Raw genomic sequence first — 16,646 nt, forward strand, 5'->3', positions numbered from 1 at the left:
TTGGGCGCGACCTTTGTATAATCATCTGGCAAGATGTAGACAAAAACCACATTCCCTGCTGCCCGCATCCTTTGTTGTGTAGCAGGCGGCGGGGCCCGACGGTTGGTTTAATGCCACGATGACGAAACGCCCGCTTTCCAACGCCCCAACCCCGCCGCTCGCTGTCGTCGATAGCGCGCCGGTGCGTTCGTCCGTCGCGCCGGTGACGGTGGTGGGCATCGGCGCCTCGGCCGGCGGCCTCGATCCGATCTGCGAGTTCTTCGTGGCGGTGCCATCCTCCAGCGGCCTGGCCTACGTGGTGGTGCAGCATCTCGACCCGGTACAAAAGGGCATGTTGCCCGAATTGCTGCAGCGTGTGACGCCGATGAAAGTGCTCGAGGTGACCGACGCCATGCCGGTCGAAGCGGACCATGTCTACGTGATTCCGCCCGACCGCGACCTTGGCTTCGACGATGGCCGGTTCGCCGTGCTGCCATCGTCGGGACAACGCGGCTTTCGCTTGCCGATCGATAGCTTTTTCCGCGCGCTGGCCGAACATGGCCGCGAGCGAGCGGTCGGCATCGTCCTTTCCGGCATGGGCGTGGACGGCACCCAGGGGCTGGCGGCGATCCGCGATAACGGCGGCCTGACCATGGCGCAGCCGCCCGGGTCGGCCCGTTTCGATCCGATGCCGCGCAGCGCCGTCGACGCCGAGGTGGTCGACATCGTCGCGCCGCCTGCGGAGATGCCGGCGCATATCGCCGAATGGCGCGGCGGGCACGAAGGCGGCTTGCCGGCGCAGGCGTCGGCACAGCGCGAGGCCCTGCAGCAGTTGTTCCAGCTGCTGCTCAAACAAACCGGCGCCAACTTCTCCGACTATAAACTGAGCACCGTCATGCGCCGCATCGAGCGCCGCATAAAGCTGTGCCAGTGCGCCTCGTTGGGTGCCTACGTTGGCCACATGGCCGCCAATCCGGCCGAAGTCGAGCTGCTATTCAAGGAACTGCTGATCGGCGTGACCAGCTTTTTCCGCGATCCCAAGGTGTGGGAATACCTGATGGCGAGCGCGCTGCCGCAACTGCTGGCGGAACACCCCGACGGCGCCGCCTTCAAAGCGTGGGTGCCGGCCTGCTCGACCGGGCAGGAGGCGTATTCGCTGGCGATCGCGTTCAACGAGGTGCTCGAACGGCTGCGGCCCGCGGCGCGCTACACGCTGCAAATTTTCGCCACCGACCTTGACGAAGACGCCATCGACCGCGCGCGCCAGGGCGTCTTCAACGCCGCCATCGAGGCCGACGTCTCGAGCGAACTGCTGCAGCGCTACTTCATGCCGGCCGAGAAGGGCGGCTACCGGATCCGCAAGGACGTGCGCAACACGATCATTTTCGCGTGCCAAAACATCATTTCCGATCCGCCGTTCACCAAGCTCGATATCCTTTGCTGCCGCAACCTGCTGATTTATTTCACCGCCAAGCTGCAGGAACAACTGATCCCGCTGTTCCACTACGCGCTCAAGACCGGCGGCCTGCTGATGCTCGGCAGCGCCGACACGCCCGGCCACTTCAACGAACTATTCGCGCCGATGACCGGCGCCGGCCGTATCTACCGGCGGCTGGACGCTTCCACCCACCGCGTGGCCAACTACTTCCCCACGCGTGTCAACAGCGTGTCGATTCCTTCTGTTAGCGAGCCTATCAACCCATCCATGAACGGAAATCTTCAAACCCAGGTCGAGCAGCTGCTGCTGAAGAAGCACGCGCCGGCCGCCGTGCTGCTCAACGTCCATGGCGACATCCTGTACATCCATGGCCGCACCGGCGCCTACCTGGAGCCGGCCGCCGGCAAGGCCAATTGGAACATCCACGCGATGGCGCGCGACGGCCTGCGCCACGAACTGACCGACCTGCTCAAACGCGCCTCGCAGAGCGAAGAGATGATTGCCGTGCGCGGCCTGATTCAGCGCGACGCGGCCGGAAAACCGTCGCAGGCGCTGGACCTGACGGCGGAGGCGATGCCCGATTCGGGACCGCTGTCGGGCACCGTCATGCTGACCTTCTCCACCTTGCCGCTGCCGCCGGAAAAGCGCCGCTCGCGCTCCGCCAACCCGCAGGTGCTGGAGCTGGAGCAGCAACTGGCGCAGGCGCGCCTGGAGATCCAGGCCGTGCGCGACGAGATGCAGGCCTCGCGCGAGGAGCTGAAGTCGGCCAACGAGGAGCTGCAGTCGACCAACGAGGAGCTGCAATCGACCAACGAGGAGCTGACCACCTCCAAGGAGGAGATGCAGTCGCTGAACGAGGAACTGTACACCGTCAACGCCGAGCTGCAGTCGAAGGTGGACGATCTGTCGCTGGTCAACGGCGACATGAAAAATCTGCTCAATAGCACCGACGTGGCGACCATTTTCCTCGACAACAAGCTGCGCATCCGCCGCTTCACAGACCAGACCACCCAGATCTACAAGCTGATACCGAGCGACGTGCAGCGGCCGCTGGGCGACATCGTCAACGACCTGCAGTATCCGGAGCTGGAGGCCGACGCGCAGGAAGTGCTGCGCACGCTGGTGTTCTGCGAAAAGCAGATCCCCACGCGCAGCGGCGGCTGGTACACGGTGCGCATCATGCCGTATCGGACGGTGGAAAACGTGATCGACGGCGTGGTGGTCACCTTCATCAACATCACCGAATCGAAACTGCTGGAGGCGCAGCTGCGGTCCATGCAAAAAGGTCCTGGGCCGGCATGAACAAGCGCCAGCGCCCCGAACTCGATCCCGACCGGCTACGCTATGTGGCCGAGCAGGCGGTTGCGGCGCTGGCCAAGACCGGCCGTCCGCCGCCGGCCGACGCCGACAGCGAGACGCTCAAGCGCTGGCACGAGCTGCAGGTGAGCCAGATCGAGCTCGATATGCAGAATGTGGCGCTGGCCGAGGTCCAGACCGAGCGCGATCTGGCCGAGGCGGCGCGCGAGCATTACGCGGCCTTGTACGACCAGGCGCCGGCCGGTTACCTGTCGCTCAATCCTGAAGGCCGCATCACGCGCGCCAACTACGCCGCCGGCGATTTGCTGGGTTGCCGCCGTGAGGAGCTGCCCGGCCGGTCGTTCGAGCAGTTCGTGGCGCCGCAGGCGCAGGCTGGCCTGCGCCGGTTCCTGGCCGAGCTGCTTGTCAGCGGGCGGCGCGGGGTGCTGGAGGTGCCGCTGTTTGCCGCACAACGAGGCGACGCGCAGCGCCGGGTGCACATCGAGGCCAATCTGGACACCGGCGCGCGCAAGTGCCGCATGATCCTGACCGATATCGGCAGCGCAGATGCCCGCGAGACCGCGCGCCGCCGTGCCTTCCAGGTGATCGACAGCATGGGCGAGGGTGTGATGGTGTGCGACGTCGAAAAGCGCATCGTCTTCGTCAATCCCGCCTTCACCGCGCTCACCGGGTATCCGGTGGAGGAGGCGCTGGGCCGCGATCCGCGCTTCCTGGGCCGGCCCGGCGCCCATCCCGTGGGTTACCACGCGGAGGCGATGCGTTGCCTGTGCACCTATGGGAAATGGCAGGGCGAGGTGTTCAACCGCCGGCGCGACGGCGTCCCTTACGTCGCTGCGATGTCGTTGACGGTTATCCGGGACGAGAACGGGGCCATCAGCCATTTCATCGGTGTGTTCTCCGACATTACGGCGCGCCAGCGCGCCGAGGCCGACCTGCTGAAACTGTCGCGCGAGCTCGATGGGCGGGTGGCGGCGCGCACCGCCGAGCTGACCGAGGCGAACCGGCTGCTGATGCTGGAGGTGGCCGAGCGCAAACGCACCGAGGCTGCGTTGCACGAGTCGCGCGACCAGCTGCGCAAACTGGCCGAGCACCTGGAGACGGTCAAGGAGGATGAGCGCAAGCGCATCGCCCGCGACATCCACGACGAACTGGGACAGAACCTGCTGGCGCTGCGCATCGACATTTCCATGCTTAGCGCCCGCACCGGCGAGCGGCACGCGCGCCTGCACCGGCGCGTCAACGGGGTGCTCGAGAATATCGACACGACGATCCGCAATGTGCGCGGCATCATGAACGAATTGCGCCCGGCGGTGCTGGACCTGGGCCTGCAGGCGGCGATGGAGTGGCAGGCCGCCGAATTCCGCAAGCGCAGCGGCATGACCTGCGCGCTCACCTTGCCCGACGAGGCGACCTTCGCGACGATCACGTCGGACATGGCGATCGTGCTGTTCCGCGGCATGCAGGAAGCGCTGAGCAATGTGCGCCGCCACGCCCACGCCAGCCATGTCGACATCGAACTGGCGGTGCGCGGCGGGCGCCTGGTCTTCAATGTGGCCGATAACGGCATCGGCATCGCGCCGCACCAGCGAGGCAAGAGCGAGTCCTTCGGCTTGATCGGCATGGCGCAGCGGGTGGCTGCGCTGGGCGGCAGCTTCGAGATCGGGCAGTATGTGCCGGACGGCGGCTGCAAGCTGACCTTGGGCTTCGACCTGCCGGAGGAAAGCGGTGCCGGTTAGCTGCGCTGGTGGCGGCGCCGGATGCGCAAAAAGCATTTTCAGCCATCCGCATAAGGAATATACTGCCGGACTCAATCAGGGGCTTTTATCTTGTTAAAATATCTAGTGCTGCCGGCCGCTATCCTCGGCGCGGCGGCGGCTCACGCCGACGAAGGGCAGTGGCAGCCATACCAATTGCCGCAGCTGAAATCCGAACTACAACGTATCGGCATCACCATCCCGGCCGAAAAGCTGGCCGACCTGTCGAAGCATCCGATGAGCGCCATTGTCGCGCTGCCGGGATGTTCGGCGTCGTTCGTGTCCGACGCCGGCCTGGTGGTCACGAACCACCATTGTGCTTATGGCGCCATCCAGCGCAACGCGACGCCGGAGCACAACTACATCGTCGACGGCTTCCTGGCCAGGACCCGCGCGCAAGAGCTGCCGGGCGGCCCGAATTCGCTGGTGTACGTGACCGACAAGGTGGAAAACGTCACCGCCCGCGTGCTCAAAGGCGTGACGTCGTCGATGAGCGGCAAGCAGCGCCACGATGCGGTGGACAAAGCCGTCAAGGCGCTGATCGCCGAATGCGAAAGCGACAAGAGCTACCGCTGCTCGGTGCCGGCCTTCCATCGCGGGCTGGAATACTACCGCATCCGCCAGATGATGATACGCGACGTGCGTCTGGTCTACGCGCCGCCCGACATGATCGGCAACTACGGCGGCGACGTCGATAACTACGAATGGCCGCGCCATACGGGAGACTTCGCGTTCCTGCGCGCCTACGTGGGCAAGGACGGCCGTCCGGCCGATCCGTCGCCGGACAACGTACCCTATCGGTCGAAGGATTTTCTGGTGCTGTCGGCCGAGGGACTGAAGAATGGCGACCCGGTGCTGCTGGCCGGCTATCCGGGCCGCACCAGCCGCTACAAACTGCCGTCGGAAATCCGCGCCGCGCGCGATGTCGGCTATCCTGCCCGCGTGGCCGAAATCCAGGCCGATCTCGACGTCATCGCGGCCGCCACCAAGGGCAGCCCTGCTGCCGAAGTGCGCTACGCCAGCGTCGCCAAAGGCCTGAACAACGTGATGAAGAAATCGCAGGGCCTGATGGACGGCTTCGCGCGCAAGGACATCGCCGCCGTCAAGGACGTGCAGGACGCGGAGTTCCGCGCCTGGTACGCGGCGCAGAAGGACGTGTCGAAAACGCTGCCGGCCGAACTGGACGCGGTGATCGCGGCCGATATCGCTTTGAGCGATGAGGAATTCGGCTATAGCGTCGCCACCACCGGCGATCTGCTGAAAAGCGCCAACACGCTGCACCGCCTTGCGCTGGAAAGCGCGAAGCCGGACGCCGAGCGCGAAACCGGTTTCCAGCAGCGCGACGCCACCTTCATCAAGGCGCGCCTGAACCGTCTGGAGCAGTCGTACGTGGTCGAGGTGGACCAGGCGCGTTTCGTGGCGTCGCTGCGGCGCTACGCCGGGCTGCCCAAGTCCATGCACGTGGCGGGCCTCGATCCGCTGCTGCCTGCGCCGGAGGCGGTGCCGGCGATGTATGCGAAGACGCGGCTGGGCGACACCGCCACGCGGCTGGCGTGGATCGGCAAGGACGCCGCCGCCGTCAAGGCCTCGGATGACCCGTTCATGCAACTGGCCGCGAAGCTGGACGACGCGGCGCAGTCGCTCAAGGAGCGCCGCAAGGAATTGGACGGCAATCTGGAGCGCGTGATCCCGCGCTACATGGAGGCCGTCATCGCGTGGAAGAAATCGCAGGGCAAGCCGGTGTACCCGGATGCCAATGGCACCTTGCGCGTGACCTACGGCACCGTGGCGCCTTACTCGCCGCGCGACGGCATCAGCAAGGGGCCGTTCACCACCGTCGAAGGCATCGTCGAGAAGCATACAGGCAAGGATCCGTTCAACGCGCCGCAAAAGCAGCTCGACGCCATCAAGGCCAAGCGCTACGGGCGGTTCAAGGATCCCATCCTGGGCACCGTGCCGGTCGACTTTTTGAGCAGCGCCGATACCACCGGCGGCAACTCCGGTTCGGCGGTGATGAACCGCAGGGGCGAATTGATCGGCCTGAACTTCGATTCGACCTACGAGTCGATCACCAAGGACTGGTACTTCGATCCCGCCATCACCCGCGCTATCCATCTGGATATCCGGTATATGCTGTGGGTGATGAGCGAAGTCGATCACGCCGACAACGTGCTCCAAGAGATGACGATCAAATATCCGGCGAAAAAATAATGCACGAATTATCGGTTCTGTTGGGGTACCTGAATTTGCCGCTGCATCTGGCGGTATTCGCCACGACCCCGTTGGAACTGGTGTCGTTCATCCTGGCGGTGGCCACTGTGTGGCTGAACATCCGCCAGAGCCATTGGGCCTGGCTGTTCGCCATCATCTCGTCGGCCACCTACGGGCTGGTGTTCTACGGCTCGCGGCTGTACGGCGACATGGGGCTGCAACTGGTGTTCATCAGCGTTTCGTTTTACGGCTGGTACCAGTGGTTGCACGGGGATGAGCGCCACGAACGGCTGGCGGTCACCGCGCTCGACGCGCGCGGCCGCTGGATCGCCGTGGCGGCGTGGCTGGCGGGCTTTGTGCTGCTGGCGTGGTTCCTCAAGACCTATACCGATACCGACGTGCCGCGCTCCGATGGCTTCCTGACCGCCGGCAGCCTGGTCGGACAGCTGCTGCTGTCGCGCAAGAAGATCGAGAACTGGCACGTCTGGATCGTTGTCGATGTGCTGTACGTCGGGCTGTATTTGCACAAGCACTTGATGCTGACGGCGATCTTGTACGCCGTTTTCGTCGGCATGGCGGTGGTCGGCCTTCGCACCTGGCAGCAGTCGGCCGGCATGGGGGCGGGCGGTGGCGATAAAGGCGACCAGACCGGCGGCCGCAGGCTGGTGCTCGAATGACATCGGCGGGGTTGCCGCAACGCGTGGCGATATTGGGGCCGGCTTCTTCGGGCAAGACCACCTTGGCGGCCGCTTTGGCCGAGCGCCATGGGACGGTTTGGGTGCCGGAGTATTTGCGTGAGTTCGTCGATGTGCAGGGACGGGTGCCGGTGGCTGCGGACCAGTTTTATATCGCCAGTACGCAGCGTGAACGCGAGAACGCGTCGGCGCAACAGGCATACAAGTATCTGTTCTGCGACACGGCGCCGCTGATGACGGCGATCTACAGCCGTCATTATTTTGGCGGCATCGATGACCAGTTGGCGCGGCTGGCCGACGAGCACCAGCGCGACTATGCGCTCACGGTGGTGACCGCGCCCGATATTCCATGGGTCGCCGATGGTTTGCAGCGCGAGTGCGAAGAAGTCAGCGTGATCATCAACCGAATGTTGATGGAGGAGTTGGCGGCGCGCCGGATACCTTATGTGCTGGTAGCCGGCGATCCGCAGCAGCGGTTGGCGCAGGTGGAGCGCTTGTTGAGCGCGACGCCGTGATCCGCCATCGCCGATCCACCTGCGGCTATAGGCGTTACAGGTCGAACTGGGCCGACACGCGGAACGTGCGCGACGCCCCCGGCATCAAATATCCACCCAGATCCTGCGTCACATCGCGCCAGTAGAACTTGTCCAGCGCGTTGTTCACGCTGGCGCGCAAGGTCGTCGATACACCGCCGATGCGCGTGGCATACGACGCCCCCAGGTTCAGCACGTGGTAGCTTGGCACGAACACCTGGTTTTCCGGATCGAACGCCTTCTTGCCCGAGTACTGCCAGTTCGCGTTCAACTTCAGGCCTTCAATCTGCGGCACCGCGTAATCCGCATACACCGACGATTTGAAAGCGGCGACGTTGGTCACGCGCTTGCCGTCCAAACTGGCCAGGCCCGTACCGCTTTGCCGGGTATTGAGCGCGGTGGCCGAAACGCCGACCGTCAGCTCGCGCGTGGCGCGGCCGTTCAACGCCATTTCCAGACCGCGGTTCTGGGCTTCGCCATTACGCACGAAGAACCTCTGCGCATCGGTGTATTCCAGGCCTTTGCGAATCTCGAACAGCGCGATAGTGGCGCTCAGGTCCGGCCGGATGTCGGCCTTGATACCGACTTCCACCTGCCTGGACTTCGACGGCGTCAGCGCCCGGCCTTCGTTTTCGGTCTGCATCGGCGCGATGCCACCAAGCTCCAGACCCTGCGCGTACGAGGTGTAGAGCGAGACGTTGGGACGCAGGCTGTACACCAGCGCCACATTCGGCAGCCAGAAACCAACGTCGGTATTCGCATCCGGCAGCATGACATTTTTGTCATTGGGCCCCACGTACTCCACGCGTCTGACTTGAACATAGCGTGCGCCCGCGTGCAGTTTCAGCTGCGCGCTCAAACTGACGATATCCTGCGCGAACAACGAGCGCTCGTTGCCGTGGCGGCGTTCGAAGGCGGGGGAGTTGACATCGCCGCCCACCGGCGCAACCACTACCGGCCGGTAGATGTTGCTACGGCCTGATTCCGTGTAAATGTAATCGCCCCATTTTTCGCTGTTCTTCTGGAACGACGCGCCGCCGGTGAATTCATGCGCCAGAGCGCCGGTGGCGAAGCGGCCCTGCACCAGCGCCTGCACCGTCAGCGGCGATTTCTTCTCGCCCAGGCTGACGTAGTTATAGACGTCGTAGTCGCCGTTGGCGCAGTAGCCGGGGTAGAAATTGGGACCGCAGCCATAAGGGAAGGCGGTGTAGTCGTCGCGCTTGAAGTGGTGCTGGTTGGCGCTGACCGTAGTGCTCCAGTCGGACGAGAACTTGTATTCGAAGCGCGCGCCGATGTTGCTGGTGGTGGTTTCCACCGGACGGCTCCACGGTTGATTGTTCAGCATCGTGTCGGCGTCGACCACCGGCAAGGTGGTATTGTCCAACAGCTGGAAGCCCGGCGCGGTCAGTTGGGACTTGCGCTGGTAGTCGGCGTCGATCTGCAGCAGCGCCTGCGGCGAGATGCGCCAGTCGAAGGCGGCGGAGACGAACTTGCGGTTGCCGTCGGCACCCTTGATATAGGAGCGCAGGCGCTCGCCGGCGACATTGACGCGGTAGCCGAAACGGTCGTCCTCGAAACGCCCGCCGACATCGACGGCGCCGTACAGGGTGCCGCGCTCGCGCGCCTCCAGAACGACGGTGCGCACCGGGGTGTCGGTCGGCCGCTTGGTGACGTAGTTGACGATGCCGCCCGGCGCCGAGACGCCGGCCTGCAGGCCGGACAGGCCTTTGAGCACTTCCAGGCGCTCCTTGTTCTCCAGCGGGATCTGGGTGTCGCCGGGGATGACCATGCCATCCTTGCGATAGCTCGACGCGTTGTCGAGCTTGAAGCCGCGGATCGAGAACTGCTCGGCATAGCCGACGGCGTTGTACGAGTCGCTCAGGCTGGCGTCGAATTTGGCGGCGTCGGTGGTCGAGCGGATTTGCAGGTCCAGCATCTGTTGCGACGTCAACACGCTGACCGAAGCCGGCGTTTCGAGCAGCGGGGCGTTGCCGAAGCCGGCGACCGAGGCGGTGTTGGCGCGCACTTTGGTGGCGCTGACGATGACCTCCGGCATGGACTGCTCAGCGGCGGCCTCGGCCGCAGCGTCAGTGGCGACGGGGGTGTCGGCAGCGATGGCGGCGCCGGAAAATGCGTGGAACACCGCCAAGGCGATGACCGAAACTGCGAAATGTGGTGTGGACATGTCTGCTCTCTACTTGTTCTCGGCTGGAAGCCGCGAGGAGAGCCATCAAAGGAGGGGAGAACTACTTTGCGCTTTCCTTCGCTGGCATTATCCAGATCAGGTACGAAGGGTATCTCTCACCCGGAACAAAATGCCCAGGACCCCTAGCGAGCCGGCAGTGTATCACACTCGTTACGGTGGCCGGCGCGCGCGCAGTGGCGTGCGACACAATTTGCGGCGCGCCGATACACTTTGGATTTGCGCCGCACGGCGCCAATGAAGCAGTCACAGCATATGTGGAGGCGGCGGTATGTCCTGTTCGTCAGTGCATTTCGGCGCCACTTTGCTGGTTCGTGCTAGCGAAAGGAGTGGAATGAGGCAGTCGTATCATGAAGGAAGCTGGTTTGCGGTGCCGTTGCTCGACGGTGGCTACGGCTGGGGGCTCGTCGCGCGCTTGTCGCCGGGCAGCAAGATCATGCTGGCCTATCTGTTCGGGCCCAAGCTCGACAGGATACCGTCGATCGAAGAACTCAACACCCTGCAGCCGCAGGACGCCGTCAAGGTGCTGCGCGTGGGCGATATGGCGCTGGCCAGCGGTCATTGGCGCGTGCTGGGCGAGGCGGTGGACTGGAATCCGGCGCTGTGGCCGATGCCGCAGTTCCTGCGCCGCGCCGACGCGCTGAAGCGGGCCTGGCGCGTGACCTATTCCGACAACGATCCAAGCCGTTCCGAGCGGGAAGAATCGGTGCCCTACGATACGCCCGGCCTGGAGGCCGATTCGCTGTACGGCTACGGCTCCACCGAGTTGTTGCTGACCAAGCTACTGGAGTCGCGCGAGCATCCGATCAACCGGAGCAACTGACGTTCCACGCGGCGTATTCGCCACGGTGCTTGCGCACGGCGACCGTGGCGACAGTGTCGCGGTCGCTTTCAAACACCAGTCCGAACATCACCGGCGCGCCCGCCATCGCGGCCGCCGGTTTCAGCGCGGCCAGCCGGAAGGTCAGGGCGCGTTGTCGCGCGCAGCCGGAGTTGCCGGCAAACAGCAGACGCGCGCGCAGTAGCAGCTCGCGGTGCTGCCACAGCAAGGCCACCGCATCGGCCTGCGGCAGTGCCTGATCCATCAATACCGTATATCTGGCCGCGTGGCATGGAATGTTGGGTTGCGCCAGCCACACGTACCACTGCGGCGCCTCGGCGGCGTCGCTCCAGCGTTCGCCGCTTGGTTTGGCGGCGTCGTAGACAAAACTGGAGCGGATCTGGCGGCACAGCTCCGGCGCCGAGCGGCGCGGCGCAGAGTCGACGCGGGCGATCACGTGCCATGGCTTGCCGCGCTGGCGTTCGATCTCGAACGCGGGGGCGAACAGCGGCGCGGCGCCCCACGGCCGTTGCGGTTGCGCCGCGTTGCGGGCGCGGAAAAATTCATCGAAGGATTCCCGCTCCTCGGCCGTCGGCGCGCGTTGTTCGATACGCGGCTTGGCCGCCTTGTCAGGCCCGGAGCCGGTGCCGGCTTTCACGGGCGCCGCCGCGCCGGCGCTCGGCGCGGCCAGCAACGCCGATAAAAACGCGCTCGCAAAAATGGTCAGCCGCGTCATACCGCCTTCATCGCGATCTGGATCACCAGGCCGCCGCCTTCCCGGTTGCTCAAGGTTAGCTCGGCGCCGTGGCGCAGCAGCACGCGGTCGACGATCGCCAGTCCCAGTCCGGCGCCGTTGGCCTGGCCGCGCGCGGCGTCGAGCCGGGTGAAGGGCTTGAGCAGTTGTTCGATCTGGTCGTCCGGCACGCCGCAGCCATGGTCCCCCACCTCGATGACGACGCGCCTGGACGCGCCCACGCCTTTGACGGCGCATTGGATATCGATCTCGGTGATGTCGGTGTCCGGTGTCTTGCCATAGCGGCGCGCGTTTTCGACCAGGTTGTTGAATACGCGTTTCAGGTCGGTGCCGTTGCCCATCACGTGGGCGTCGGCGGCGATGGCGGTGGTCACGCGCACGTCCTGCAAACGTCCGGCTTCGTGCGCGGTGTCGGCCAGCAGTTCGCTGATGTCGACGTTGGTGAAGCTCGACGCCTCGGTCGGTTTGGCGTAGTCGAGGAACTGGCCGATGATGGCGTCCATCTGGCCGATGTCGGACTGGATGCCTTCGCGCGCCTCGGTCGACAGATTGGCCATTTCCACTTCGAGCTGCATGCGCGCCAGCGGCGTGCGCAAATCGTGCGAGATGCCGGCCAGGATCACGGCGCGGTCGGATTCGACCTGCTGCAGCTGGTCGACCATCTGGTTGAAGCTGCGGTTGGCCTCCATGATTTCGGCCGGGCCGCTTTCCGGCAGCGGGTCCGGCCGCTTACCCTGCGCGAAGGCGCGGGTGGCCTTGGTCAGGCGCCGCAACGGCAGGTTGATCAGGCTGGAGATGAAGGCCGCGCCAAGCAGCGACACCACCGACACCACGCTGGCCCAGCCCAGCCACTGGATGCCGGTCAGGCCGCGTATGCGTTCGCGTTCGAGCATCAGCCAGTATTGGTCGTCGTCGATCTTGAAGCTGACCCAGAAGCCGGAGACGCCGTTCACCTTGGCCGAGAAGCGCGTGTCCGCGCCCAGCTTGGCCTTGACCAGTTTTTGGATGTCGGGCATCAGCGCGTTCTTCGGCGGCGGTTCGACCTTGTCGTCCTCCTCCAGCGGGAACACGCGGATGCCCTCGTTCGACACCAGGTCGAACAGCAGCTCGCGCCGCAGTTCGGGCGCCGAGTGGGTGAGGGCGGCGTGGGTGATGGTGACGACCGAGATCACCTGCGCGGAGATCTGCTGTACCTGCGGCTCGTGCTGCACCACGCTGATCATGCCGACCCACGCGGTCATGCTGGTGGTCGTCAAGGCGCCGAGCAGGAAGAAGGTGCGCCAGAAAAGGCCGCTTTTCATGCTGGCCAGCCGAAAAGCGAAACGGAACTTCGAAAGAGACTTCATGCGCATCTTCGCGGTTGTCGCGACTTAGCGCGGCTGCCCCTCCGGGATGAACACATAGCCCAGGCCCCAGACGGTCTGGATGTACAGCGGGCTCGATGGATCGGGTTCGATCAGTTTGCGCAGGCGCGAGATCTGCACGTCCAGGCTGCGGTCGAACACTTCGTATTCGCGCCCGCGCGCCAGTTCCATCAGCTTCTCGCGCGACAGCGGCTGGCGCGCGTGGCGGGCGAATACTTTGAGCACCGAAAACTCGCCGGTGGTCAGCGGCACCGTCTCGCCGTTTTTCTTCAGCGTGCGCGTGCCGAGGTCCAGGACGAACTGGCCGAACTCGAACGATTGCGGCGTTTCCGACGGCGCGCCGGGGATTTCGTCGGGACCGCGGCGGCGCAGCACGGCGCCGATGCGGGCCACCAGTTCGCGCGGGTTGAACGGTTTCGGAAGATAGTCGTCGGCGCCCATTTCGAGGCCGACGATGCGGTCCACGTCCTCGCCCTTGGCGGTCAGCATAATGATCGGCGTCTGGTCGCCGGCGCCGCGCAGGCGGCGGCAAATCGACAAGCCGTCCTCGCCGGGAAGCATCAAGTCCAGCACCAGCAGGTCGTAGCGCTCGCGCAGCCACAGCTTGTTCATGGCGGTCGCGCTTTCGGCGGTGAAGACGTTGAAGCCCTGTTCGGTCAAGTAGCGCCGCAGCAGATCGCGCAGACGAACGTCGTCGTCCACTACCATGATCTTGGCTTGATGGCCATGCTGGTTGGCGGAGTTGTTGCCGGATTCAGTCGTTGTGCTAGTCATTTGCTCTGTCAGAATTGTCTTATTGATGTTGCTATGGTAACGTCATATCCGCTTTGCGAAAACGTCTGTGACGACCCATTACAAAGTGTTACAAACTTTACCCAATTGGTCTTACCCCCTCGGTTAAAGCATCATACACTTCAAGCACGGATTCAGCTTTTAGGAACATCATGTTCATCGATCACAAAAAAATACACGCGGCAGCAAGCGCATCTTTTTGCGTTCGATCCTCCATGGGTTCGCTATTGCTGTGCTGCGGTTTGTTGGGAGTGGGGCACGCCTATGCCGAGCCCGGTGACGGGCCGCGACGAGATGATAATCGTCCTCAGCAGGTGCAAATCCAGCGCCAGGCCGAGCCGCGCCAAGCCGATCCGCGCCAGGCGGACCAGCAGCGCCAGGCGGAGCAGCGCAATAACTATGAGGCACGTGCTGAAGAGCAACGCCGCGCCATGCAGGAAGCCAGCCGCAACGCCGAGATGAACCGTCGCGTCGGCCGCCTGACGCCGGACGAGCGTCGCGATCTGCGCCGCCAAATCAACGAAGTGGGCCAGGATATTTACGCCAATCCGCCACGCCGCTAAGCATCGGCCGGGATCGCACCGGCCGTGCTCCATTTCTTCCTGCCTTTCTTGGTTTTTCCTCCGTCCGCACGCGTCCACCGCGCTGTTCAGGCTCTTTTGACGCGAAAAATAGCAAATCGCTATTGATGTGTGACAATAACATTACAGTTGTAGAGCTTTTACTACGAATATCGCTATCTTTTTCTTTGTCTGTGTGTAATATTAATTAATTGCACGCAATGCCCTTCGGCCGCGTGACGCCTGGAGGAAAATCGTGGTTCAAGACGTTGCTCCCGCAGCGCCCTTTCCCGTTGACGAGCCATCGGCTCCCGACGCCGGCCTGCCTATTGGTTTGGTCCGCAGAGCCGACGGCGTTTATATCGATGTCGGCCTGCCGCAGCCGGCGCTGATCGCCGCGATGAATCAGGTATTCCGCAGCGGTTATTACCTACCGGGCCTCAATTATCCGCTGATGATCAAGGCGCTGTACGGCGTCGGCCCCGATCTGGGCGCGGCGCAGGCGGTGCGCCTGTGCGACGACGTGCGCCTGTTCGACCCGCTGCGCGTGCCGTTGTACAAAAATCCCAAGATGGGGCACGGCTACGCCGAATACTACTTCGAGCCGCTGTATCTGGACGAGGAGGTGCTCCCCGACGGCACCGTGATCCCGGAGCGCCAGACAAGCCTGGACGTCGACGAATTCGTCGCCGACATGTGGGGCAAGGGCATACGGTTCGGTATCGAGGTGGCGGCGGTGGTGTCGGCGATGGCGGCCGCCAAGCCGGATCGCATCACCTTCGCCACCGATCTGGAACCGGAGCCGGGACAGAACGCGACCGTGATGGAGGTGTCGTCCGATCTGCACCGCAGCGACGCCCCTAAAGCGCGCGCCGACGGCCGCATCGATCTGCAAAGCTTCCAGAACCGCTTCCCCCAAATCAAGGCGAATGTCAGGCTGCTGAAAAAGGTGCCGGCGGTGCCCGGCCAGCCGGGTTTCGACCTGTCCGGACGCATGACGGCGCCGGAACCGCCGCAGGACCTGACCTTGCGCTTCTATGCCGGCGACGGCACCGAGGCGCAAACCCTGGAGGATGGCGAATATCTGGTGTCCACCCGCGAGGGCTTCCTGAGCGTGGATGCGAAGTCCAACCGCATTTCCATCACCGATAAAATCGTCAGCCTGGAAGGCGTGAGCGGACGGACCACGGGCAACCTGCAGCTGGCGGGCGCCTACGAGGAATACGGCGACGTGCAGGAGCAGCGCGACGTCACCGGCGGCGACATCACGGTGCACGGCAACGTCTACGGAAATATCCATTCGCGCGGCGGCGTCGTGGTGCTGGACCAGAACCTGGTCAGCGGCAGCGTGCAGAACGCGCTCGGCTCGATCAGCATCGCCGGCGTGGCGTCGAATTCGGTGATCCACTCCAGCGGCGGCGCGATCACGATAGCGCGCGCCGAGAATTGCGTTATCTCGGGCAGCAGCGTCAGGATCGACGAGGCCTCCAATTGCGAGATCATCGGCGACGAGGTGGTGATCTCGGTGGCCGAGGGCTGCGCCGTGGCCGGCCGCAACGTGGAAATCGAAAGCGCCGGGCCGCGCCGCCGCACCGAGATGCTCATCCACGTGCTGGTGCGCGACGTCAAGCGGTTCGACGAGGAGATCGCCGAACTCGATGCGCGCGTGGCCGATTTCGCGCAGATCATCCTCACCGCCGAGCAGGAAGCCGCGCGCATCGCCGCGCTGCCCGACGTGCGCCGCTATCTGGCGCTGGCGGTCAAGCTGCGCACCCAGGAGCTGACCCTGACCCCCGAGCAGGGCCAGTTCCTGCGCAAGATCGCCGGCGCGGTGGCGACCGAGATCCAGGCGATCGAGCAGTTGAAGAAGGAGATCCAGGCCGCCCAGACGCAGCAAACGCTGTTGCGGGACCGGCTGGCGCGGGTGATCGAGCAGAAGGTGGCGGCGGCCGGCGTGGCGCGCTGCGGCCTGCACATGGTCAGCGGCGAGACCACGGTGCGCACCATGCCTTTCGCGGCAGACGGTGCGTCGTTGACGCTGCTGTCCCCCAAGGAGATCAAGCAGCGGCTGCGCGGCACGCCGAACGGCGGCGAGATGCTGTTCTGCGACAGCGCCGGATCGCTCGATTGGCACCTCGACCCGCGCGCGCGCAGCTCGGCGGAATAGGGCCGGCTGGGCGGCCGCCCTTGCGCGCAGCAACGCGCGCGCACAATGCCGTGCGTTCA

The 16,646-nt window shown here is 64.5% G+C and carries 12 protein-coding genes and 1 riboswitch; of the genes, 8 read left to right on the forward strand and 4 right to left on the reverse strand.

The window, feature by feature from the left end; all coding sequences use genetic code 11:
* Positions 1–118 precede the first annotated feature (118 nt).
* The 5 genes from NHH73_11045 to NHH73_11065 all read left to right on the forward strand — a co-directional run bounded on the left by NHH73_11045 (position 119) and on the right by NHH73_11065 (position 7,909).
* Positions 119–2,719, forward strand: a complete 2,601-nt coding sequence (locus tag NHH73_11045; protein USX28781.1) for a PAS domain-containing protein — start codon at positions 119–121, stop codon at positions 2,717–2,719.
* Positions 2,716–4,470: a PAS domain S-box protein gene (locus tag NHH73_11050; GenBank protein USX28782.1), complete on the forward strand. Its 1,755-nt coding sequence runs from the start codon at positions 2,716–2,718 to the stop codon at positions 4,468–4,470. Before NHH73_11045 ends, NHH73_11050 begins: the two co-directional genes overlap by 4 nt.
* A 90-nt stretch (positions 4,471–4,560) precedes the next feature.
* Positions 4,561–6,699, forward strand: coding sequence for a S46 family peptidase (locus tag NHH73_11055; GenBank protein USX28783.1), 2,139 nt, complete (start codon positions 4,561–4,563; stop codon positions 6,697–6,699).
* Entirely contained in the window at positions 6,699–7,376 is a 678-nt protein-coding gene (gene pnuC, locus NHH73_11060) for a nicotinamide riboside transporter PnuC (protein ID USX28784.1), read from the forward strand. Before NHH73_11055 ends, pnuC begins: the two co-directional genes overlap by 1 nt.
* On the forward strand, positions 7,373–7,909 hold the full coding sequence (locus NHH73_11065) for an ATP-binding protein (protein ID USX28785.1): 537 nt from the start codon (positions 7,373–7,375) through the stop codon (positions 7,907–7,909). Before pnuC ends, NHH73_11065 begins: the two co-directional genes overlap by 4 nt.
* Positions 7,910–7,943: 34 nt before the next feature.
* Here NHH73_11065 and NHH73_11070 read toward each other — a convergent pair whose 3' ends face one another.
* Positions 7,944–10,112 (reverse strand): TonB-dependent siderophore receptor, encoded by a 2,169-nt coding sequence (locus tag NHH73_11070; GenBank protein USX28786.1) that lies wholly within the window; start codon positions 10,110–10,112, stop codon positions 7,944–7,946.
* A gap of 56 nt (positions 10,113–10,168) precedes the next feature.
* A riboswitch (TPP riboswitch) is annotated at positions 10,169–10,267 on the reverse strand.
* A gap of 197 nt (positions 10,268–10,464) precedes the next feature.
* Here NHH73_11070 and NHH73_11075 point away from each other — a divergent pair.
* Entirely contained in the window at positions 10,465–10,953 is a 489-nt protein-coding gene (locus NHH73_11075; GenBank protein ID USX28787.1) for an immunity 26/phosphotriesterase HocA family protein, read from the forward strand.
* On the opposite strand, the gene NHH73_11080 is transcribed toward NHH73_11075, so the two are convergent.
* The 3 genes from NHH73_11080 to ompR are packed head-to-tail and all read right to left on the reverse strand — an operon-like array spanning position 10,937 to position 13,842.
* Positions 10,937–11,686 (reverse strand): hypothetical protein, encoded by a 750-nt coding sequence (locus tag NHH73_11080; protein USX28788.1) that lies wholly within the window; start codon positions 11,684–11,686, stop codon positions 10,937–10,939. The genes NHH73_11075 and NHH73_11080 overlap by 17 nt on opposite strands.
* A complete protein-coding gene (locus NHH73_11085) occupies positions 11,683–13,050 on the reverse strand; it encodes an ATP-binding protein (protein USX28789.1) in 1,368 nt (455 codons plus the stop codon). The genes NHH73_11080 and NHH73_11085 overlap by 4 nt, the downstream gene beginning before the upstream one ends.
* A 24-nt stretch (positions 13,051–13,074) precedes the next feature.
* Positions 13,075–13,842, reverse strand: a complete 768-nt coding sequence (gene ompR / locus NHH73_11090; GenBank protein ID USX28790.1) for a two-component system response regulator OmpR — start codon at positions 13,840–13,842, stop codon at positions 13,075–13,077.
* Between the two features lie 245 nt (positions 13,843–14,087).
* Between ompR and NHH73_11095 the strand changes: the two genes are divergently transcribed.
* Together NHH73_11095 and NHH73_11100 are read left to right on the forward strand one after the other, a co-directional pair.
* The gene (locus tag NHH73_11095; protein ID USX29608.1) at positions 14,088–14,423 is read left to right on the forward strand and encodes a hypothetical protein; all 336 of its coding nucleotides are present in this window, start codon (positions 14,088–14,090) and stop codon (positions 14,421–14,423) included.
* 253 nt (positions 14,424–14,676) lie between these two features.
* On the forward strand, positions 14,677–16,587 hold the full coding sequence (locus NHH73_11100; protein ID USX28791.1) for a FapA family protein: 1,911 nt from the start codon (positions 14,677–14,679) through the stop codon (positions 16,585–16,587).
* Positions 16,588–16,646: the final 59 nt, after the last annotated feature.

Source organism: Oxalobacteraceae bacterium OTU3CINTB1 (assembly GCA_024123955.1).
Lineage (GTDB): Bacteria > Pseudomonadota > Gammaproteobacteria > Burkholderiales > Burkholderiaceae_D > Rugamonas.

Bases quoted from the DNA above. Each gene is read 5' to 3' on its own strand.
- NHH73_11085 (USX28789.1), bottom strand. From the start codon at position 13,050: ATGAAGTCTCTTTCGAAGTTCCGTTTCGCTTTTCGGCTGGCCAGCATG.
- NHH73_11065 (USX28785.1), top strand. From the start codon at position 7,373: ATGACATCGGCGGGGTTGCCGCAACGCGTGGCGATATTGGGGCCGGCT.
- NHH73_11080 (USX28788.1), bottom strand. From the start codon at position 11,686: ATGACGCGGCTGACCATTTTTGCGAGCGCGTTTTTATCGGCGTTGCTG.
- ompR (USX28790.1), bottom strand. From the start codon at position 13,842: ATGACTAGCACAACGACTGAATCCGGCAACAACTCCGCCAACCAGCAT.
- NHH73_11075 (USX28787.1), top strand. From the start codon at position 10,465: ATGAGGCAGTCGTATCATGAAGGAAGCTGGTTTGCGGTGCCGTTGCTC.
- NHH73_11050 (USX28782.1), top strand. From the start codon at position 2,716: ATGAACAAGCGCCAGCGCCCCGAACTCGATCCCGACCGGCTACGCTAT.
- NHH73_11045 (USX28781.1), top strand. From the start codon at position 119: ATGACGAAACGCCCGCTTTCCAACGCCCCAACCCCGCCGCTCGCTGTC.
- pnuC (USX28784.1), top strand. From the start codon at position 6,699: ATGCACGAATTATCGGTTCTGTTGGGGTACCTGAATTTGCCGCTGCAT.
- NHH73_11070 (USX28786.1), bottom strand. From the start codon at position 10,112: ATGTCCACACCACATTTCGCAGTTTCGGTCATCGCCTTGGCGGTGTTC.